Raw genomic sequence first — 20,484 nt, forward strand, 5'->3', positions numbered from 1 at the left:
TAACCCCCGCAAAAAACTAATTTTGCCATTGTGATAAAATACCTTTTTACTACAATCCTATTACTGATTACCCTGGCGGTTTCTGCGCAGAAAAAGTCGGTTGTTTACCTTATACAATCAAAAAGCAGCCAGGGCATAAAACTAAACGGCAGGGATGTACTTAAGGTTTACCAGGGCGTATTTAAGCAGGACAATTCGGTAATGCGGTCAGACAGCGGGTATTTTTATGCGCAGGATAACGCTTTTGATGCTTTTGGCCATGTAAACATTACCCAGGGCGATACGCTGAACATTTACGCTGACAAGCTGAATTACAACGGCAACACCAAAACAGCCATCCTTACCGATAATGTAAAGATGATTGATAAGGATGCCGTTTTAACAACCAATTACCTTACCTACAACACCGCAACCCGCATAGGCACCTACACCGGGGGCGGCAAGCTGGTGAACAAGGATAACACCCTGACCAGTAAGAACGGTTATTATTTTGCCTTTTCGCGCGATGCTTACTTTAGGTACAACGTAGTGCTGGTAACGCCAGATGCCCTGATAAAAACCGACACCATGCGCTATAACAGCGGCAGCCGCATAGCCTATTTTTACGGGCCCACAAATATTTACGATAACAAAGACAAAAAAGACACCCTGTACACCGAAAACGGTTTGTATAACACCGTTACCGAGCAGGCCTTCTTCGGGAAGAAAAACCTGTATAAACAAGGTACCAAAACCTTAAAGGGCGATAGTTTATTTTACGACAAGCTTAAAGGCTATGGCCGCGCAGTTAAGCGGGTAACGTTTCATGACAGGGAACAAAATATTACCCTGAAGGGCGACCTGGCTACTTATTATAAGGCGGGCGAACGCACCGTAGTTACGCAGGACCCTTATGTAATTATTGTTACCGAACAAAAAGATACCACCCAAACAGATACCGTGCAGATACAGCCCGGCGTTAAAACGGCCAACCCGGTTGCTACTAAAGCAGCACCAACTGTAGGCAAGGCCAATGCCTTTGCTACAAAGCCCCCGGCTAATACCATACCTGTAAAACCCGGTAATTTACCCGCGAAGGCATTGGCAGATACGGCAGGCAAAATAGCAGCGGCTAACCCGCTGGCGGTAAAGTTGCTTAAGGATACTTTAACAAAAACAGCTGCCGCCAACCCGGCGGCGGTAAAGGCGCTTGTAGGTGCCGTAGTTAAAACCAACACCAAAACGGTTAAAAAGCCATCATTAGCCATGCCAACCAAACCCGCGGGGTTAGCGGCATTCTCGATGATAGATACAACGGCAAAAATTAAAACGCCCGAAAAAAAGATAAAGCGCGATTCGATCTATATTTCTGCCGATACCCTGGAAACCCAGATCATGACCTATAAAGACTATAAAGCCATGCTGGAAACGCTGCGCCTTTCGCGCATCCGCGATACTACGGCGGTAAAAGTTAATAAGCTTACCCCGGCAGAACAGCGCAAGGCCGATAAGTTTTTAATTTTAAAGGCACCTAAATGGGTGCAGGATACCTCGCATTACCATCGCGATTTTTTTGGCAAACCAAAGCCAATGGCAGTAGCCGCACCGCCGGTAACCAAGCCCGGTAAGGACGGCCCGCTTGCCGGTTTAAAAAAAGCGGCAAAGCCCGAAGCTGATAACGACCCGATATTTTTTACCCCGCCGGTGGTGTTGAGTGATACCGCACGCGTAAGGATAGTGAAGGCCTACCATAGCGCCAAACTGTTTAAATCTGACCTGCAGGCCAAGGCCGACTCGATGTTTTACAGCTACAGCGACTCTACCCTTAAATGCTATGTAAACCCGCTGATATGGACACAGGGGTCGCAGCTATCGGGAGATACTATTACCATACAGATGAAGAACAAAAAGCTGGATAACCTGCATATGTTCCCTTCATCGTTTATTGTGAATATAGAGAAAGACGACTCGACCCACTTTAACCAGATAGCGGGGAAAAAGATGAGGGGCTTTTTTAAGAACGATAAGCTGGACCGGATGTTTATTGTAGGCAACGCCGAAAGCATTTACTTTACCCGCGACAGCCTGAAGAAGGTTGACGGCATGCAGCGGTCATTAAGCAGCAGGATGCGCATTTACTTTAAAAACAGCAGCGCATCAAACATATTTTTTATCACCAAGCCCGAGCACCGCTACGGCCCGTTAAGTAAGTTTACCGAGGATGAGCGGATTTTGAAAGGCTTTATCTGGAAGCCGAAGGAAAGGCCGGTATCAAAAGAATCCATCATCCCGTCGTACAACAGGAAACTGGCCCGCGCACAGGCCGCGGCCGATAAAAAGGCCGGGCTGGACAAGGCCCGGAATGCCTCCGGAAAAGACTCGTTACAAAATAAGCTAACCCTGCCTGCAGGTGCAAAAAACGGTAAGGATAGCGTAGGTACGGCCAAGCCGCCTGCAGGCAAAACACCCGCCATTGCCACGCCGGCAGGTAAAACAACCAAACAGGATAAAACGGCAACCAGCCCTATAACCCCTGTTGTTAAGCCTGCGGCAGATACGGTGAAGAAACAAGCGCCGGTTACCCCGTTAAAAAAGGGATAGCACTGCGCTTAAAAAGCCTTGATGCGGGTATTTAAAAATGCAACCATCAGATCTACCGCGCGGCCGCGGTGGCTGATGCTGTTTTTTTCGTCCATGCTCATTTCGGCAAAGGTGATGTTATAACCATCCGGTTGAAAGATGGGGTCGTAACCAAAACCTGCGGTTCCGCTTCGTTCGGTACGGATGGTGCCGGTTACGATGCCTTCAAAAAAATGCTCCCCGCCATTCCACAGTAAAGATATTACCGTGCGGAAACGGGCCTTGCGGTTGCTGCTGCCTTTTAACTTATCCAGCACTTTATCCATATTGGCCTGGTGGTTGCCATGTGTACCGGCATACCTGGCCGAGTAAATGCCGGGTTCGTTATTCAGGGCGTCTATCTCCAGCCCGCTGTCGTCGCCAAAGCAATTCAGTTTATATTTTTGATAGATGTGGTGGCTTTTAAGGGATGCATTGGCGTTAAAGGTTAAGCCCGTTTCTGCTATATCATCCTGGCAGTTTATATCATCAAGGCTTAACAGTTTAATATCGTTACCGGCCTTGGCCTGCACTTCTGCCAGCTTATGGGCATTGTTGGTTGCAAAAACTAATTGCTGCATATTAAAGTGTTTTCATGTGTTCCCAAAAGGTTTTTTTGTTGTCGTTACTGCTCATCATCTCATCAAAGCTAAAACTATACAGCACGTGCGTTTTTTTACCCTGCAAAGGCTGGTTAAGCGGCAATTTGCCTATCCCTTCGGGTAACGCATCGCTGCCCATAATAACCAGGCGGGTAGGGCTAAAATATGCCGCCAGTTGGGCCAGTTTTACGGGCTGGTATTTATTTACATTCAAAACAGCAACATCATCCAGGCTAAGTTCTTTACGCTGCAGGATGCTTGCCAGCGCGGTAAGATGCGTGGCTGCCATGTGCGTTTCATTACTGTAATTAACCAGTATTAAAAAGTTTTTATTGTTGCTGCCCAGATAATTAAACCCGGTTTCGGGCGTTTCAACAACAGGCTGAAGGATCTGCGGGATCACGATAGCGGGCGTTGGTGTTAAAGCAGGCGTTACAGCTGTTTGAGTTATCGCCGCGGGCTGTGGAGCTACCGGCAGGTTATCCGTTGCAGCAGGTGCTTCGGCTACAGGTAATGCGGCAGGCAAGGCAACTTTATCCTTAGGTAAAAGATAGATCTCGTCTGGCATGATATAACGGAAGGCCTGCGGATTTTCAACTTTCATATTTAACATAATTTAACCAAAAATACCTATTCATGTTGAAGCATTATAGGCATATTCGCACAACGGGTTAATAATACATTATTATTAATAAATTTTACCGAAATTTGCATTTTTAACGGATAAACTATCCGTAGTATTAGTTGAACAATTACATGAGAAAAATCGGACTGTCGCTTTTAACCACCCTTATATTTCTATCGGCTGCACACGCCCAAAAACGCGCACTTGATAAAATTGCAGCCGTTGTGGGCAACAGCATTGTACTGCAATCAGATATCGAACTGCAATATGCACAATACCTGGTAAGCGGCCAGCAGCCAAACCCAAGCATCAAATGCCTTATTCTGCAAAACCAGCTTACCCAAAAATTACTGGCACAGCAAGCGGTAATTGATAGTGTGCAGGTAAAGGATGAAGATGTAGACGCCGAAGTTGACCGCCGTATGCGCAGCTTTATACAACGCGCCGGCAGCCAGGATAGGTTAGAGCAGTTTTTGGGCCGGTCTGTTATTCAGTACAAGGACGAGCTTCGCCCGGATATCAAAGAGTCACTGATTGCGCAGCGCATGCGTTCAAAGATCACCGAAAAGGTGAACACCACCCCGCAGGATGTAACAAAATACTTTAATGCGATCCCTAAAGACAGCCTGCGATCATACAACAAAGAGGTGGAAGTGGGTGAAATAGTTTTTAACCCTAAACTGAACAAAGAAGAAAAAGAATTTTATAAACAAAAGGCAGAAGACCTGAGGGCAAGGGTAAAAAAAGGCGAAGATTTTGCCACACTGGCCAGATTGTACTCGCAAGATCAGCAATCGGCTGTAGAGGGCGGCGACCTGGGCTTTTTTGACCGCCAGCAAATGGTGAAGGAATTTACGGCCAATGCCTTTAAATTAAAGGCAGGCGAAGTTTCGCCGGTATTTGAAAGCGACTTTGGTTTCCACTTTTTGCAGGTGATAGAGCGCCGTGGCGAACAGGTGCATGCCCGCCATATCCTGATCACCCCGGTAACCACCCAATCCAGTTTAGACAGGGCGCATACCACTGCCGATAGTGTTTACAAGGCCATGCTTGCCATTAAAAAGTTTGATTTTTCTGCCGCTGCATCATTCTATTCGGATGATAAGGAGAGTAAATTTAACGGCGGCATGATGCTGAATGCCGATAACGTGCAAACCCGCACAACCTACATCCCGACAGATAAGCTCGACCCGCAGGTTGCCCTGATAACCGATACCATGAAGGTGGGCTCGGTATCAAAACCGGCTTTATTTACCGATGCGCAAACCGGCAAAAAAAGCTATAAAATATTGTACTTAAAATCGGTAACCAACGCGCACAAGGCTAACCTGGAGCAGGATTTTGCCAAGCTGAAAGAGGAAGCCAATAACGACAAGCTTACCCGTACCATTAGCCAGTGGTTTGATAAGCGCCGTAAAGAAACCTTTATAAAGATTGACCCTGAGTATCAAAGCTGCCCGCCATTAAAGGGCTGGGTAACGGCAGAAACCACCGCACAAGCCAAAACTGAATAACGTATGCCATATCGCTCGGATGTTGAGGCTGCTGATGCTTTAAAGGAGGTTTACCAGCAAATTCGCCAGGAAATTGGCAAGGTGATCGTAGGGCAGGACGAGGTTATTAAATTCGTGCTGATATCGATCTTCAGCAACGGGCATTGCCTGCTTGTGGGTGTGCCCGGCCTGGCAAAAACCCTGCTGGTACAAACCATAGCGCAGGTGCTTGATCTTGATTTTAAACGCATCCAGTTTACGCCCGATCTGATGCCTTCTGACATCATTGGGTCGGAGATACTGGGCGAAGACCGGAACTTTAAATTTATACGCGGGCCGGTGTTCTCTAACATCATCCTGGCCGACGAGATAAACCGCACCCCGCCCAAAACGCAGGCTGCTTTGTTAGAGGCCATGCAAGAAAAATCGGTTACGGCCGCAGGTGTTACACATACCCTGGGCAAGCCCTTTTTTGTATTGGCCACCCAAAACCCAATTGAGCAGGAAGGTACCTACCCGCTGCCCGAAGCGCAGTTAGACCGTTTTATGTTTAACGTAGCGCTTAACTACCCCTCTTTTAAAGAAGAATTGCAGATTGTTAAAAACACCACCAGCACAGCGCAGGTAAGCGTGCACAAACAGCTGAATGCCGAGCAGATCATCTACTTTCAGCAACTGGTGCGCAATATCCCGGTGAGCGATAATGTACTGGAATATGCCGTGAAACTGGTAGCTAAAACACGCCCCAACAGCGAGTTTGCAAGCCCGCAGGTAAAACGTTTGTTAAACTGGGGCGCAGGCCCCCGCGCATCACAATTTCTTGTGCTGGGGGCTAAATGCCATGCTGTGCTTAATGGTAAGTATTCGCCGGATATTGAGGATGTGCAGGCGGTTGCCAAACCTATCCTCAGCCACCGCATTGTAAGAAGCTATCACGCCGAGGCCGAAGGCCTATCTGCCCATGATATTATCGAGCAGCTATTTTAGACAAAATTCTAAACGCTAAATACTAAAGCTAAACTCTAATCTCTAAATTTAAAATAAGAACTTAATTAGGATTTAGAAATTAGAGTTTAGAATTTTAATACTTAGGATTGATTTAAATCTGATTTTAGTTTTCTACCGTAGAGAATATTTCTGTTAACACATTCCAACGGTGGTTGGCGTCGATCTCCCAGATGCGCACGTAGTTATAGTTGTTTACGATATTACCTTTTTTGATACGTGCGGTGCCGTAGGTGTAGGCCAGGTCATTACTGGTAGAGCGGCCCACGTTAACCGTTTCGGCAGAGATGCTGATTCCTTCGTTATCTAAAAACTTCAGGATCTTATCTGTACCCGTTATAGGCTCAAAACCGGGGAAATAATAACGCGCTTCTGGGCTTAAAAACTCTTTGTATGCCGCTAAAGTTGACAACGATAACGAATGATTAAGCGTTTTATCGGTGCCGGTTAATACATTTTTACCCGCAAACGGGTCTTTACTTGCGGCCTTTTGTTTAGCCAGGTCGGGCTCTTTAAAATCGGTCACTACTTCATGCTCCGGCTCGGGATGCTGTATGCCCAGATTGATCAGTAATTTAAACTTCTGATCTGTATTATCTAAACGCCAGACAGAAACATAATCGCCGTAAACTTTATCATCGTCTGTTTTACCATTTTGATAAACATACGGGCCGGCAGTAAAACCAAGGTCTCCGTTGGCAGATAAACGCGCAAACTTTGGCTGCCAGCTTAATTTACCGGGTTGTTTATCAATGCCATTATAAAAATCGGTTATTTTAACTGCGTTTGGCTTAAACACAATACCCTCTGCATCGGCTACAGCTAAAAAACCCTGTTTAATACCTTTGCGCTCCACAAGTTTGTTAAAGTTTTCTTCGGCAGTTACCACCGAGTTTACCTCCACTTTGGTTTGCGACATGGCCGAAAGGCTAAATCCGGATAATAATACAGCGGCCAACAATGTTCTTTTCATAATAACGGTAGTATAATTTACTTTGGGCAATTTAATAATTTATTTTACTGATAAACATAAAGCAGCCCGTACTTAAAATGTTTTAACACATGTTAACTAAATTCTTATCCAGTCGGTAGTGCCCTGCTTGTTATCGTTTAGCTGGAAACCGATGCTTTTAAGCCCCTCGCGGATCTTATCAGATGTGGCGTAATCCTTATTTTGCTTGGCTTCGTTACGTAATTTTATAACCAGGTTCATCAGGTCGTCGGTGTCGGCATTCTCGTTATCATCCTGCTTTAACCCCAAAACATCAAAAAAGAAATCGTTATACGTTTTCTTCATCCTTTCAAATGTCTCCGTCCTGATCTCGCCCGAATTACGGTTACTGCCCGAATACGTATTGATCCACTTGGATAAGTTATTTAATGCCTCTAACGTTTTTGGCGAATTAAAATTGTCATTCATGCCATGATAGCAATCGTCACAAAAATCATGAATCGCTTTATCCGTTTCCTCGTCAACCTTTATCAGCTGGTTTTGCTGCAGGGTGGTCAGCTTTTTGGCGGCCTCGGCCAGTTTCTTATAAAAGATCTCGGCAGCCTCTATGGCCTCGTTACTAAAATCTACCGTACTACGATAGCTGGCCTGCATAAAAAAGAACCGCACCGTCATGGGGCTGTAGCCTTTTTTAAGCAAAGGGTGGGTACCTAAAAAAAGTTCGTGCGGCAAAAAGCTGTTCCCTAATGATTTTGACATTTTTTGCCCGTTAGTGGTCAGCATATTGGTATGCAGCCAGTACGATGCCGGGTTTTTACCGCAGCAAGCCATATTCTGGGCTATCTCGTTGGTGTGGTGGGTAGGCATCAGATCCATACCGCCGCCGTGGATATCAAACTGCTGGCCCAGGTACTTATTGCTCATGGCCGAGCACTCTAAATGCCAACCCGGAAAACCCACGCCCCAGGGCGAAGGCCATTTCATTAAATGCTCGGGCTTGGCCTTTATCCACAGGGCAAAGTCAAGCTTGCCGTGTTTCTCATTCTGCCCGCCAAGGTTACGGGTATTGTTCAGCATATCCTCCAGTTTACGGCCATTAAGTATGCCGTAATCTTGCGTTTGGTTGTACTTTTCTACATCAAAATAAACCGAGCCATCCACCTCGTAAGCATAGCCTTTTTCAAGTATGGCCTTTACAAGTTCTATCTGCTCAATAATATGCCCGGTTGCGGTAGGTTCTATACTGGGTGGCAGGGCGTTGAAGATCTGCATCACGTTATGAAAATCTACCGTGTATTTCTGCACAATTTCCATCGGCTCCAGCTGGGCTATCTTTGCCTTTTTAGATATTTTGTCCTCTCCCTCGTCGGCATCGCTCTCCAGGTGGCCGGCATCGGTAATGTTGCGCACGTAGCGCACTTTATAGCCCAAATGCAGCAGGTACCTGAAAATCAGATCGAAAGACATAAAGGTGCGGCAATTGCCTAAGTGCACATCGCTATATACGGTGGGGCCGCAAACATACATGCCCACATGGCCGGCATCAAGCGGTATAAATTCTTCTTTTTTACGTGTTAAAGTGTTGTAAACAAATAATTTTTGTTCCATGCGCAAACTTACAATTTTTTTGATTTGAAGTTTATAGGTATTACCAATGCCTACTTTTATGTGACTATTGGTGCAACAGATAATCGAAAGTATATTTTGGCTGGTAGCCTAACAACTGCCTGGCCTTGTCGCAAACATAAACCCTGTCGATACTTTCCGGAAAAGCCCAGTTTTTGGCACGATAGATCTCCCCTGCCTGCGGGTAATGCCGCAGGATCACCTCTTTTGGAGATTTTTTTACCTCAACCAGCTCATCCTTACCAAACGGCGATCCGCTGGAAATATTAAACACCTCAAATTCCTCAAACCTTACCGCCAAGGCCAGTTTTAATGCCTGCGCACCGTCGCGTTCATCCAGGCCGCGGTAAAGCCTGTGGTTTATTTTCAGGTTATCCGGTTCGGGCAAAAAACGGCCAACCCGGTACACAGATGTTTGCAGGCCTTCCTGATAAAAAAAATCCTTGCATAGCTGCTCGGCAGTTTGTTTGGTAATATCATAAATATCACGGGGCTGTTCGGCCAGCAGTTCATCAACCCAAACCGCTTTATCGGCATCAACCATAGCATTGCCGTAGATAGATGTGGTGCTGGTGTATAAAAACTGCCTGATGTTGTTTTTCACACAGGCATTCAGCAGGTTTAGCGTACCGTAAATATTAGCATCAACAAAAGCTTCGCGCGGGTAGTTCAACTCGTAATGCCTGCCGTGGATCGCCGCTATATGGATAATGGCATCTATACCTCTTGTTGAAGCTTCTACTGCATCCCTGTTTTTGATGTCTATCAGCTCATCTGTGGTATCAGCGGGCACAAGGTCAACACCATGTACCAGATAACCGCATTGCCTTAAATACTTTACCGTTACCGAGCCTAAACGGCCTGATGACCCTGTAACCAAAATCTTCATTTGGATAATATTATTTTAATACCAGCACCGTGCTTAAAGGGTAATGGTCTGATAATTTTTTCTCGATGATCTTATAATCCCATACCTCAAACTGCGGGCTGGCCATAATGTAGTCTATCTGGTAATTGGGGAACGCGCCGTTGTAGGTACGCCCCAAACCTGCTCCTTTTTCGCGGAAGGCGTTTTTTAGCCCTTTGGCCATCTGGTTTACCGCAAAGGAGGATGGCGTATCATTAAAATCGCCGGATATGATGTAAGGATACGGGCATTGCTTTGCATGATCTTTAATGATAAACACCTGCTCGGCCCGTTTCTTAAAAGCGGTTTTCAGTTTCCAGCCTACGCGCTTGGTGCCGTTGAGGTCTGTTTTACCTTTTGAGGATAACTTATCCAGGTACTTGTAATCCTGCGGATCCAGGCTGATGGACTGCAGATGAACACTATATAATCTAAACATCCCGCCATCCTTCTGCACATCGGCATACAAGCACTGGTTACCGCTGCCTTTAGGCGATAGCTGTAATAACCCGTATGATTTGATAGGATATTTAGAAAAAATGGCCATCCCGATAGATTCACTGGCACTGGTCATGCTCGGCTCAAAATAATAATGCGTGGCGCGCATGGTTCTTTTGATGGAATCGATCATATCATACTCGCCTTTTTTGCGGGTAAAAAACTCTTGGATGCCAATAACATCCGGCTGCTCCTGCCCTATCAGCTCTAAGATCTCGTGCCGGGTAGATTTATCATTTTTGGCGCCGTATTTTTTAAAATCGTGCACGTTGTAGGTCATTAACCGCAGCTGCTTTTGGGGCTGGGTTTGGCTGGCACCGGCAGGCAGGCGAATGCCGATGTTATTATTTAAAGCATTCCAGCCGATAAGGATAGTAATTAACGATAAGCCAATATACCAGCTGCGGCGCAGCAACCAGTAAACCATTATTATAACATTAGCCAGTAAAACGGGCGGATAAGCCAGGCCGAAGAAGGCAATGGGCCAGAATTTACGCGGATCTGTATAAGGGGCCAGATAACCCAGCAGCAAACCCAGGCACAAAAAAATATTTATCCAAAGGAATAACTGATCGATAAAGGATAACTTTTTCTTTTTAGCCCTCATTATTACTGCTTGCTCTGAAAAGGGTTTCTTTTTCCTGTTTGGTTAGGCTTTCGTAACCGCTGGCAGATATCTTGTCCAGTATGCGGTCAACGTCCTCCTGCTTGGGCGTACCCGGCGATGCCTTGCGTTGCGGGCTGTTATGGGTAACCACTTTTAGCTTGGGCTTGGGTGCAAATAGTTTACTGATACCGCCAATCCAATCGTTACCGCGGTTTAATTGTTTGATGTAGATAAAACCTAATAAGGCACCGCCAAGGTGGGCAATTTCGCCACCCGCATTGGCGCCGGCTATCCCTAAAAAGTCTATGATGATATAAAATATTACCAGCCATTTCAACTTCACCGGGCCAATCAATATAAGTGATATGGTATAGTTAGGCAGTAAAGTAGCTGTTGCCACTACAATAGCCATAACACTTGCTGATGCGCCAACGATAGTACTATTTAATGCCGCATTTGAATTGGTAAAAGCAGGTAACAGATTATAACAGGCAACAAACAATAAACCACCTGCAAGGCCGCCAAATATATAAAGGCCAATAGTGCGCTTATTGCCTAAGTATTCTTCAAATATCTGCCCCATCCAGTAAAGCCAAAGCATGTTAAACAAAATATGGAAAATACCTGCATGCATAAACATATAGGTTATAGGTGTCCAAAAACGATAAAGTAGTTTTGGCAGGTAGGCTGGTAATCTCAGGTATTCGTCGGTAAAAGCAATAATAGCGCTATTGCCAAATCCTCTTATTAACTGTTCTACGATTGCCGGGACATTGATACCTAAATAAACAATTACGTTTATGCTGATAAGCAGGCTAAGTTTATTGCCCGATTTTAACAGCTTGTATTGGATATCTTGCCAGAGTGTCATACTCAATTATTATATTAAATAAACCGTTACTAATAAAAATTGTTGGGCCGTTTGATACCCCAAAGCTTAATTAATAAAAAGCCGAACAAGCCACCGCCCAAGTGGGCAAAATGGGCAACATTATCACCTGCAAAACGCCCTATACCTGTAAATAACTCCAGCGCTATATAACCTATTACCACATATTTTGCCTTAATGGGTACAGGGATAAACATGATCATCATTTCCAGGTTAGGAAACAACATGGCAAAACCTACCAGTATGCCAAAAATTGCACCGGACGCACCCATCATCGGGTATTTAAATATCATATCCAATGTTTCTACATCTTGCTGGCTGTATAAAGCATTAGGTACACCAAAACTACCGGTAATGGCATGCACCTGTATAGCCTGCGTCAACGTATATAAAACATATCCCCCGATACCTGTTACAAAATAAAAATTAAAGAATTTTTTTGACCCAAGCGTATATTCCAACATTGGCCCAAATGAAACCAGCGCAAACATATTAAACAAAATGTGTGTAAAGCCGCCATGCATAAACATGTAAGTAATTATCTGCCAAGGCTTAAATAATGGCGAATAAGGATAAAATGCCCCTAATAAAAAAGGTAAATTCACAAACTGCGCTAAAGCGTAAGTGGCTATAAAGAATATAATATTGATGATAAGTAGGTTTTTTACAACCGGCGGCATATTGGCAAAGGGTGATTGCATGTGTACTTTATAATTATAGTTTAAGCAATTTTAACAAACAATTGATTTGGCAAGCAGGAAACGCGAAGTATAGCGCCTCTACAATAAATTTATTCAACGCAGAGACGCGACACTTCGCGTCTTGATCCAAATTGCAGGAAACGCGATACTTTGCGCCTTGATGTAAATTGTAAACAATCATCCTAATTTTTCAAATCTTTCTGCTAATTCGTTCAGGGTAAAGGTACTAATTACAGGCTTGCCATTTAATGCCAGGTTTGGCATCTGGCAGGCAAAAAGCTGGTCAACCAGTTGGTTCATCTCTTCCATAGATAGCTTTACCCCCGTTTTTAGTGCGGCATTGCGTGCCAGCGAGCGGGCAAGATTGTCGCGTTTATCTAACTTTAATATAGCCAGGTTGTTTTTAAATCCTTCCAGTAATTGCTCCAGCAGCTCATGTTCGCTGGCATTGGTAATATCTGCGGGGATCCCTTCTACCACAACCGTATTGCGGCCAAATTCGCGGATATCAAAACCAAGCGCGCGGATATCAGGTAACAGTTCTCTCAATAACTCAAAATCGGCGCTGTTTAGTGTAACCGATTGCGGAAATAAACTTTGCTGGCTTATACCGCTGTGGTTTTGCAACTGATGTAAAAAACGCTCGTATAAGATACGCTCGTGGGCAGCCTGCTGATTGATGAGCATAAAGCCCGACTTGATCTGCGACAGGACAAACCGGTTATGCACCTGAAAGAACTGCTTTTCGCTGCTTTTGGCAATATTTTGTTCATCAATATTTACCGTTTGCTCCTCGTGCATCTGCTGCTGCAGGGTTTCTTCCTTTTTGCTGATCTCGTACAGGGTATCCCAATTGCGCGGGATAGCCATATGCTGATGATTACTCTCGCGCTGGTAGGATGGCTCGCGCCCGCTTGATTTCTTTTCAGCTGCAAAGGGGTTAAAATTCGGGTTAAAAGCTATGGTTGGCTGTACAATTTCTTCAAAAGGCTTTGGGGTGATGAGGTGCCCGATACTGTTCTCCTGGTCAAAATCAAGCGTAGGCGTAATGTTATATTTACCCAGCGAACGCTTTACCGCCGAGCGGATAATGGCATAGATGGATTTCTCGTCCTGATACTTAATTTCGGTTTTGGTAGGATGTACGTTGATATCGATCTTGGCCGGGTCTATCTCGATAAAAAGCACATACAGCGGGAAGGTTTCATCCGGCAATAACTCCTGGAAAGCCGTTAACACCGCATGGTTCAGATAAGCATCTTTTATAAAACGGTTGTTTACAAAAAAGAACTGCTCGCCACGGGTTTTACGCGCAAATTCGGGCTTGCCTACAAAACCGCGCAGGTTAATAATGGTGGTTTCTTCTTCCACAGGTACCAGTCGCTGGTTATAATTATTCCCAAAAAGGTGCACAATGCGCTGCTTTAGTGCAGATGCTGGCAAATGGTAAACCTCCTGTCCATCATGATGCAGGGTTAAAAACACCTGCGGGTTAGCCAGCGCCACACGCTGAAACTCATCGATGATATGGCGCATCTCTACCGGGTTGCTTTTTAAAAAGTTGCGGCGGGCGGGCGTATTATAAAAAAGGTTTTTGATGCAGATAGATGTGCCAAAGTTTGCCGAACAGGCTTCCTGGCTTATCACTTCAGATCCTTCTATATTGATACAAGTGCCTAATTCATCTTCGTGGCGGCGGGTTTTTAGTTCTACCTGGGCAATTGCCGCAATCGAGGCCATGGCCTCGCCCCTGAAACCCATGGTGCGGATGGCAAAAAGATCTTCGGCCTTGCGGATCTTTGAAGTGGCATGGCGCTCAAAACACATGCGCGCGTCGGTAAGGCTCATACCGCAGCCATTATCAATAACTTGTATCAGTGATTTACCGGCGTCTCTTAAGATCAGTTGGATCTTATCGGCCCCGGCATCTATCGCGTTCTCTATCAATTCTTTTACTGCTGATGCAGGGCGCTGCACCACTTCGCCCGCGGCGATCTGGTTGGCAACGGCATCCGGTAAAAGCTGAATTATATCTGGCATTAAAATATTTCCCTTCTCTGTTAAGCCCCTCCCTGCCCTCTTCAAACCAGAGGGTTCAAAAGGTAAATCCCCTTCCTTTTTACGGGGTTGGGGCGAGGCTTTTAATATACTCCCTTTTCAGGTGCTAAATTAATTATTTGATTGCATAACTTTACCTTTACATACTTGTATATAGTATTTACGTTGTTATTATTTACATCTACCTGTTTATTAATATGAAGAAACTCTGGCCCGTGCTGCTTTTGCTGGCTGCAGCATGCAAACAAAAAGAATATAATGCCGATCTGCTGGTAAAAAATGCCCTGGTTTATACCGTTGATAGTAACTTTAGCACCGCCAATGCCTTTGTAGTAAGCAGCGGCCGGATCACTGCAGTTGGGGATATAGATTCCCTGGAGAAAAAATATTTAGCCCGCGAGGTGATAGATGCCGGCGGCAAAGCCGTTTATCCGGGGCTGATAGATGCACATGCCCATTTTTACGAATATGGCATGGGCCTGCAAAATGTAAACCTGGTGGGCTTAAAAAGCTGGGGGGCAATTGTTGATACGGTTAATAAATATGCCGCCCACAAAACCGAAGGCTGGGTGGTTGGCGCCGGCTGGGACCAAAACATCTGGACGGACAAAACATTCCCCAACAAGGCCAGGCTGGATTCGCTGTTCCCTGTACGCCCGGTGATACTGAGCCGTATTGACGGCCACGCTGCCATTGCCAACCAGGCTGCCCTGAATATTGCCGGCGTAAAACCCGGCCAAAAAATAACCGGCGGCGAGATAGAAACCGTAAATGGCAAGCTTACCGGCATACTGGTAGATAATGCCGTAGGCATTGTTACCCGCAAAATACCCGCCCCTACCGAGCAGATGATACAGGCCGCCCTGCTTGATGCACAGCGTAACTGCTTTGCCGTTGGCTTAACCACGGTTGATGATTGCGGCCTGCCTTATACCATGGTAAGTACCATTGCAGCCCTGCAGCACAAAGGCGATTTGAAGATGCGCATGTATGTGATGCTGGAGGATAAGCCCGAAAGCTATGAATACCTGTTTAAGCGCGGCGCCTATAAAACGCCCGGCTTAAATGTACGCTCGTTTAAGGTTTATGGCGATGGCGCGTTGGGTTCGCGCGGGGCTTGTTTATTGCACCCTTATGCCGATCAAAAGAACTGGAACGGCTTTTTACTGAGCAGTAAAGCACATTTTGAGGAGGTGGCTAAAAAGATAGCTTCTCATGGCTTCCAGATGTGTACGCATGCCATCGGCGACTCGGCCAACCGCGTGATGCTGAAAATTTATGCGGAGAACCTAAAAGGCAAAAACGATAAACGCTGGCGGATAGAACACGCACAGATCGTAGCGCCGGAGGATGTGAAAATATTTGGTGAGAACAACATCATTCCATCGGTACAGCCTACCCACGCTACCTCTGATATGACCTGGGCCGTAAAGCGTTTGGGTGCAGACAGGCTTAAAAGTGGTTATGCCTACAAAAACTTGCTGAAGCAAAACGGCTGGATCCCGCTGGGGACGGATTTCCCGGTAGAAAACATCAACCCGATGTACACGTTTTATGCAGCAACCGAACGTAAAGACCTGAAGGGCTCACCGGACGGCGGTTTCCAGATGGAGAACGCCCTAACCAGGCAGGAGGCCCTGCGCGGCATGACCATCTGGGCGGCCAAAGCCAACTTTGAGGAAAAGGAAAAAGGCAGCATAGAGGTGGGCAAATACGCCGATTTTGTAATACTGGATAATGATCTGATGAAAGCTAAAGGCAGCGAATTGCCAAATGTTAAAGTTTTAAAAACATATATAAATGGTGTTAAGGTTTATGAGAAGAAATAAGCGGAATATCTACTTTCTGCTGCTATCGGGGTTTGTACTTTTTAATTCTGCCTGCGCGCAAAACCCACCATTTACAGGCAAGGCCTACGTAGCCGAAGAAAAACTGGTTGAGCAGAACACCATCCTGTTAAATAACGAAAAATCGCTTGTGCCGCTCCAAAATCTGGACGGTGTGAAGATTGCCAGCATACATTTTTCATCGGCCAACTACACGGCATTTGATAGCCTGCTGAACAAATACACTAAAGTTGATGCCTTTAACGGCAATGATTACATGGGTGCCAAACCGCTTGAGATGCTTACCCAGGATACCAAGTTTTACAACACGCTTATTATTCAGCTTACCGATGCCGAGGTAAACAATGCACAGATCATCGCGTTCATCACTAACAGCCAAAAAATGAAGAACGTGATCGTTTCCTTTATCGGCAATAGCACCTCGCTTGTAAAACTAAATGAGATTACGGCTCCCATAGTTTGGACATCAAGAGGAACGCCCGTAGCCGCACAGTTTAGTGCGCAGGCAATTTTTGGCGGCGTTGCCATCACCCAAAAGCTAACCAAAACTTATAGCCCCAAATACACGGCCAACTACGGCTTTTTAACCGCCAAAACCCGCCTGCAATATACCGTACCCGAAGATGCAGGCATCAATGCAGACAACTTGAACGCCATTGATAATATTGCCCGCGAAGCCATTGCCAGCAAGGCTACGCCGGGTTGCGTGGTTTTAGTAGCCAAAGATGGCAAGGTGATATTTAACAAGGCCTACGGTTACCATACGTATGCCAATACCATTCCAAACAGGATAACTGATATTTTTGATGTGGCCTCCATGACCAAGATCTCGGCCACTACCATGGAACTGATGCAGCTTTACGATGCCGGTAAGCTAAACCTGGATTCGACCATTGGCACCTACATGCCCATTGCGCGTAACACCAACAAAAAAACACTTACTGTACGCGAATTGCTGGAACACCAGGCAGGGCTGATCCCCGATATTTCCACCTTTGAGTCGATCAAACCGGCAGACCATAGCACCGATTCATCTGCCGCCTATCCAACAAAGGTGAATGATGGCTACTATGTTCGTAAAAATTACTTTGAGGATGTGATGCTGCCCGCCATGCTGCGCTCGGCAGTAAAAACACGCGGCCAATACGTTTACAGCGATGTAGGCCTGCTATTTTTGCAGCAGATAGCAGAAACCATTACCTCCATCCCGTTGAATATATATGTACAGCAGAAACTTTATGTACCGCTGGGGATGCAAACTGCAGGCTTTTTGCCGCTTTACCACATCCCGGCAGACCGCATCCCGCCAACAGAGGATGACCGTAAAGACCGCAAAACGCTGATCGATGGCTACGTGCACGACCCAACAGCGGCCCTGATGGGCGGCGTTGCAGGCCATGCAGGCTTATTTGCCAGCGCCAATGATATTGCCATACTTTACCAGATGACGCTTAACCGCGGCACCTATGGCGGCGTACAATTTGTAAAACCCGAAACCATAGACCTATGGACCTCCAGGCAATCAGCCGTTAGCCGCCGTGGCCTGGGCTTTGACCGTTGGGACCCAATAGCCGACAGGCACTACCCATCCAGGTTAGCGTCAGACCAGGCCTATGGCCATACCGGCTTTACAGGCACCTGCGTTTGGGTAGACCCTAAATATAACCTGGTTTACGTATTTCTATCCAACCGGGTACACCCAAATGTGGGTAACAAACTGGGTAGCCTAAACATCCGCCCAAGGATACAGGATGCCGTTTATGAGGCGATACAAAAGGGAATGTAAAACGGAATACGATATATCATCAATAGCAAATCATTTGTATATTTGTATAAAGCAAGGATAAACATATTAATATATGTCTAAGAACACGTTTAAACCAGTTTTTGAAAGAACCTTATCAGAACAATCAGACCTGATACGCCCACATGTAAAGAAGGTGCAGCTGGAGAATATAAATCGTGGCCTTTATAATAGCTATCGCGATGGCCGGTATAAATCAAACGACGTATTTATACGCCGATATAAAGATCATCGGGAGGTTGTTAAAATTGATGCCGCTACAGGATACACGAAAACTCTCAGAACTATTAAATAATGACCGCCAGGCAGCTGTATGTTTTTGCCGGGCCAAACGGTGCCGGAAAAAGCACTTTTGCTGCAACAATGGTTCCTCAAGGTACGCCTATATTTGATGGGGATAAAAAATTTGCCGAACTAAAAGCTTTTTTTTATGATTTAGAAGAAAGTAAAATTTGGACATCCATTAATGAAACCCATTTTCCGGAATGGAAAGACGAAAGAATTAAGGGAAAAGGCGACGTAGCTTTTGAAACAAATTTTCGGGATCCCGTCGTGATTGAATCTGTTAAGCAGTTCATGAAAGCTGGCTTTGAATCCAGGCTTATTTTCATGGGGCTTGACTCGGTAGAAGCCAGCATTGAAAGGGTGGAATTAAGGGTTGCCAAGGGTGGGCACAATGTATCGGTAGAATATATTAATATAAACTACGAAAAGAGTTTATTAAATCTATTCGAGTATTATAAATCCTTTACATCGGTGCACCTTTATCAAAACTTTCAACCTCCCGGAAAAAATGACGATATGATGCCTTTGATGAGTATTATTAATGATGAAATCACTGAGGAAATCACACCATTACCGAATTGGGCCTCTGATTTTAAGAAAATTATTGAAATCGCTAACCAATAAAAAAAGCCCTAATTCGGGGCTTTTCTCTTTTAAAATCGCGTCTTTGCGAGGCACCTCGCAGCAATGACGGGTTGTGATTAATCTATCCACTCAAACTTGGTGTAAGGCACTAATGCCTCCGGTATCTTAATACCTTTTTCGGTTTGGTTGTTTTCTAATAAAGTAGCCACGATACGAGGCAAGGCCAACGCGCTGCCGTTAAGGGTATGTGCCAGTTGGGTTTTACCCTCGGCATTACGGAAACGCAGTTTTAAACGGTTTGCCTGAAAGGTCTCGAAGTTGGATACAGATGAAACTTCTAACCAGCGCTGCTGCGCCGCGCTCCAGGTTTCCATATCGTAAGTAAGGGCGCTGGTGAAACCCATATCACCGCCGCAAAGGCGCAACACACGGTAAGGCAAGCCCAACTTTTGCAGCAAGCTTTGCACGTGGGCACTCATATCTTCCAATACTTCGTATGATCTATCCGGGTGTACGATCTGTACGATCTCCACCTTATCAAACTGGTGCAGGCGGTTCAGGCCGCGTACGTGCGCACCATAAGAACCGGCCTCGCGGCGGAAACACGGCGTATGCCCGCAATTTTTAACCGGTAACTCCTCACCTTTTAAGATCACATCACGGTAAAGGTTGGTTACGGGTACCTCAGCAGTTGGGATCAGGTAAAGGTCATCAACGCCTACATGGTACATCTGCCCTTCTTTATCCGGCAATTGCCCGGTTCCAAAGCCCGATGCTGCGTTCACCATTAAGGGTACGCTAACTTCACTGTAACCCGCTTTTTCGGCTTCATCAATAAAAAAGTTGATGAGCGCCCGTTGCAGTTTGGCACCTTTATTTTTATACACCGGGAAACCCGCACCGGTTATTTTAACACCCAGTTCAAAATCTATCAAATTATATTTTGCGGCAAGCTCCCAGTGGGGCAAGGCATTGGCCGGTAACTCAGGTTTGCTGCCATTTTCTAATACCACTTCGTTCTCTTCGGGTGTGATGCCTTTCGGTACGGATGCATTTGGCAGATTGGGCAACAATACCAATTTATCCTGCAGCTCTGTTTCCAGTGCAGCTAATTGTTCGCCCAGTTGTTTGCTTTCTTCTTTCCATTTGCCGGTATTGGCTTTAATGGCTTCGGCTTCGTCCTTTTTACCGTTGCGCATCAACTCGCCAATTTGTTTGGCAGCCGCGTTAGCCTGCGAGGATACGGTATCCAGTTGGTTTTGTGTTTGGCGGCGTTTCTCGTCAAGCCCAATCACTTCATCTACCAATTCGGGCTGTTTAAAATTTTTTACAGCCAAACGTTCTAAAACCTGTTCCCTGTTATCGCGGATATAACTAACTTGCAGCATTATTACTTTTTTAA

Annotated in this window: 17 protein-coding genes; 7 read left to right on the top strand and 10 right to left on the bottom strand. The window is 45.6% G+C overall.

What is annotated here, in order from left to right; translation table 11 throughout:
* Positions 1-30 precede the first annotated feature (30 nt).
* Entirely contained in the window at positions 31-2,580 is a 2,550-nt protein-coding gene (locus tag E2R65_RS15100; protein ID WP_158285287.1) for an OstA-like protein, read from the top strand.
* Between the two features lie 8 nt (positions 2,581-2,588).
* Here E2R65_RS15100 and E2R65_RS15105 read toward each other — a convergent pair whose 3' ends face one another.
* A complete protein-coding gene (locus tag E2R65_RS15105) occupies positions 2,589-3,179 on the bottom strand; it encodes a non-canonical purine NTP diphosphatase (protein ID WP_134337312.1) in 591 nt (196 codons plus the stop codon).
* 1 nt (position 3,180) lies between these two features.
* Positions 3,181-3,804, bottom strand: a complete 624-nt coding sequence (locus tag E2R65_RS15110) for a hypothetical protein (protein WP_134337313.1) — start codon at positions 3,802-3,804, stop codon at positions 3,181-3,183.
* 152 nt (positions 3,805-3,956) lie between these two features.
* Between E2R65_RS15110 and E2R65_RS15115 the strand changes: the two genes are divergently transcribed.
* Together E2R65_RS15115 and E2R65_RS15120 are read left to right on the top strand one after the other, a co-directional pair.
* Complete coding sequence (locus tag E2R65_RS15115; RefSeq protein WP_134337314.1) at positions 3,957-5,339, top strand: peptidylprolyl isomerase; 1,383 nt, start codon at positions 3,957-3,959, stop codon at positions 5,337-5,339.
* Positions 5,340-5,342: 3 nt separating this feature from the next.
* The gene (locus E2R65_RS15120) at positions 5,343-6,305 is read left to right on the top strand and encodes an AAA family ATPase (RefSeq protein WP_134337315.1); all 963 of its coding nucleotides are present in this window, start codon (positions 5,343-5,345) and stop codon (positions 6,303-6,305) included.
* A gap of 124 nt (positions 6,306-6,429) precedes the next feature.
* On the opposite strand, the gene E2R65_RS15125 is transcribed toward E2R65_RS15120, so the two are convergent.
* The 7 genes from E2R65_RS15125 to mutL all read right to left on the bottom strand — a co-directional run bounded on the left by E2R65_RS15125 (position 6,430) and on the right by mutL (position 14,543).
* A complete protein-coding gene (locus E2R65_RS15125; RefSeq protein WP_134337316.1) occupies positions 6,430-7,296 on the bottom strand; it encodes a nuclear transport factor 2 family protein in 867 nt (288 codons plus the stop codon).
* A gap of 96 nt (positions 7,297-7,392) precedes the next feature.
* The gene (gene cysS, locus E2R65_RS15130; protein ID WP_134337317.1) at positions 7,393-8,883 is read right to left on the bottom strand and encodes a cysteine--tRNA ligase; all 1,491 of its coding nucleotides are present in this window, start codon (positions 8,881-8,883) and stop codon (positions 7,393-7,395) included.
* A gap of 64 nt (positions 8,884-8,947) precedes the next feature.
* A complete protein-coding gene (locus E2R65_RS15135; protein WP_134337318.1) occupies positions 8,948-9,790 on the bottom strand; it encodes an NAD-dependent epimerase/dehydratase family protein in 843 nt (280 codons plus the stop codon).
* Positions 9,791-9,800: 10 nt separating this feature from the next.
* Positions 9,801-10,913 (bottom strand): endonuclease/exonuclease/phosphatase family protein, encoded by a 1,113-nt coding sequence (locus E2R65_RS15140; RefSeq protein ID WP_134337319.1) that lies wholly within the window; start codon positions 10,911-10,913, stop codon positions 9,801-9,803.
* A complete protein-coding gene (locus E2R65_RS15145; protein WP_134337320.1) occupies positions 10,903-11,784 on the bottom strand; it encodes a rhomboid family protein in 882 nt (293 codons plus the stop codon). The genes E2R65_RS15140 and E2R65_RS15145 overlap by 11 nt, the downstream gene beginning before the upstream one ends.
* A 29-nt stretch (positions 11,785-11,813) precedes the next feature.
* Positions 11,814-12,503 (bottom strand): rhomboid family intramembrane serine protease, encoded by a 690-nt coding sequence (locus E2R65_RS15150; protein ID WP_134337321.1) that lies wholly within the window; start codon positions 12,501-12,503, stop codon positions 11,814-11,816.
* A gap of 177 nt (positions 12,504-12,680) precedes the next feature.
* Positions 12,681-14,543, bottom strand: coding sequence for a DNA mismatch repair endonuclease MutL (gene mutL, locus E2R65_RS15155; RefSeq protein ID WP_134337322.1), 1,863 nt, complete (start codon positions 14,541-14,543; stop codon positions 12,681-12,683).
* A gap of 215 nt (positions 14,544-14,758) precedes the next feature.
* On the opposite strand from mutL, the gene E2R65_RS15160 reads away from it, so the two are divergent.
* The 4 genes from E2R65_RS15160 (at position 14,759) to E2R65_RS15175 (ending at position 19,121) form a co-directional block, all read left to right on the top strand.
* A complete protein-coding gene (locus tag E2R65_RS15160; RefSeq protein WP_134337323.1) occupies positions 14,759-16,390 on the top strand; it encodes an amidohydrolase in 1,632 nt (543 codons plus the stop codon).
* Positions 16,377-18,194: a serine hydrolase domain-containing protein gene (locus tag E2R65_RS15165; protein WP_134337324.1), complete on the top strand. Its 1,818-nt coding sequence runs from the start codon at positions 16,377-16,379 to the stop codon at positions 18,192-18,194. Before E2R65_RS15160 ends, E2R65_RS15165 begins: the two co-directional genes overlap by 14 nt.
* Before the next feature lie 73 nt (positions 18,195-18,267).
* Positions 18,268-18,507, top strand: coding sequence for a hypothetical protein (locus tag E2R65_RS15170; protein ID WP_134337325.1), 240 nt, complete (start codon positions 18,268-18,270; stop codon positions 18,505-18,507).
* On the top strand, positions 18,507-19,121 hold the full coding sequence (locus tag E2R65_RS15175) for a hypothetical protein (RefSeq protein WP_134337326.1): 615 nt from the start codon (positions 18,507-18,509) through the stop codon (positions 19,119-19,121). Before E2R65_RS15170 ends, E2R65_RS15175 begins: the two co-directional genes overlap by 1 nt.
* Positions 19,122-19,198: 77 nt before the next feature.
* Here E2R65_RS15175 and serS read toward each other — a convergent pair whose 3' ends face one another.
* The gene (gene serS / locus E2R65_RS15180) at positions 19,199-20,470 is read right to left on the bottom strand and encodes a serine--tRNA ligase (protein WP_134337327.1); all 1,272 of its coding nucleotides are present in this window, start codon (positions 20,468-20,470) and stop codon (positions 19,199-19,201) included.
* Between the last annotated feature and the right edge of the window lie 14 nt (positions 20,471-20,484).

It is taken from the genome of Mucilaginibacter phyllosphaerae (genome assembly GCF_004378255.1).
GTDB classification, from domain to species: domain Bacteria; phylum Bacteroidota; class Bacteroidia; order Sphingobacteriales; family Sphingobacteriaceae; genus Mucilaginibacter; species Mucilaginibacter phyllosphaerae.

Coding starts and splice junctions, on each gene's coding strand:
- E2R65_RS15105 (WP_134337312.1), bottom strand. CDS start 3,179: ATGCAGCAATTAGTTTTTGCAACCAACAATGCCCATAAGCTGGCAGAA.
- E2R65_RS15110 (WP_134337313.1), bottom strand. CDS start 3,804: ATGAAAGTTGAAAATCCGCAGGCCTTCCGTTATATCATGCCAGACGAG.
- E2R65_RS15115 (WP_134337314.1), top strand. CDS start 3,957: ATGAGAAAAATCGGACTGTCGCTTTTAACCACCCTTATATTTCTATCG.
- E2R65_RS15120 (WP_134337315.1), top strand. CDS start 5,343: ATGCCATATCGCTCGGATGTTGAGGCTGCTGATGCTTTAAAGGAGGTT.
- E2R65_RS15125 (WP_134337316.1), bottom strand. CDS start 7,296: ATGAAAAGAACATTGTTGGCCGCTGTATTATTATCCGGATTTAGCCTT.
- cysS (WP_134337317.1), bottom strand. CDS start 8,883: ATGGAACAAAAATTATTTGTTTACAACACTTTAACACGTAAAAAAGAA.
- E2R65_RS15135 (WP_134337318.1), bottom strand. CDS start 9,790: ATGAAGATTTTGGTTACAGGGTCATCAGGCCGTTTAGGCTCGGTAACG.
- E2R65_RS15140 (WP_134337319.1), bottom strand. CDS start 10,913: ATGAGGGCTAAAAAGAAAAAGTTATCCTTTATCGATCAGTTATTCCTT.
- E2R65_RS15145 (WP_134337320.1), bottom strand. CDS start 11,784: ATGACACTCTGGCAAGATATCCAATACAAGCTGTTAAAATCGGGCAAT.
- E2R65_RS15150 (WP_134337321.1), bottom strand. CDS start 12,503: ATGCAATCACCCTTTGCCAATATGCCGCCGGTTGTAAAAAACCTACTT.
- mutL (WP_134337322.1), bottom strand. CDS start 14,543: ATGCCAGATATAATTCAGCTTTTACCGGATGCCGTTGCCAACCAGATC.
- E2R65_RS15160 (WP_134337323.1), top strand. CDS start 14,759: ATGAAGAAACTCTGGCCCGTGCTGCTTTTGCTGGCTGCAGCATGCAAA.
- E2R65_RS15165 (WP_134337324.1), top strand. CDS start 16,377: ATGAGAAGAAATAAGCGGAATATCTACTTTCTGCTGCTATCGGGGTTT.
- E2R65_RS15170 (WP_134337325.1), top strand. CDS start 18,268: ATGTCTAAGAACACGTTTAAACCAGTTTTTGAAAGAACCTTATCAGAA.
- E2R65_RS15175 (WP_134337326.1), top strand. CDS start 18,507: ATGACCGCCAGGCAGCTGTATGTTTTTGCCGGGCCAAACGGTGCCGGA.
- serS (WP_134337327.1), bottom strand. CDS start 20,470: ATGCTGCAAGTTAGTTATATCCGCGATAACAGGGAACAGGTTTTAGAA.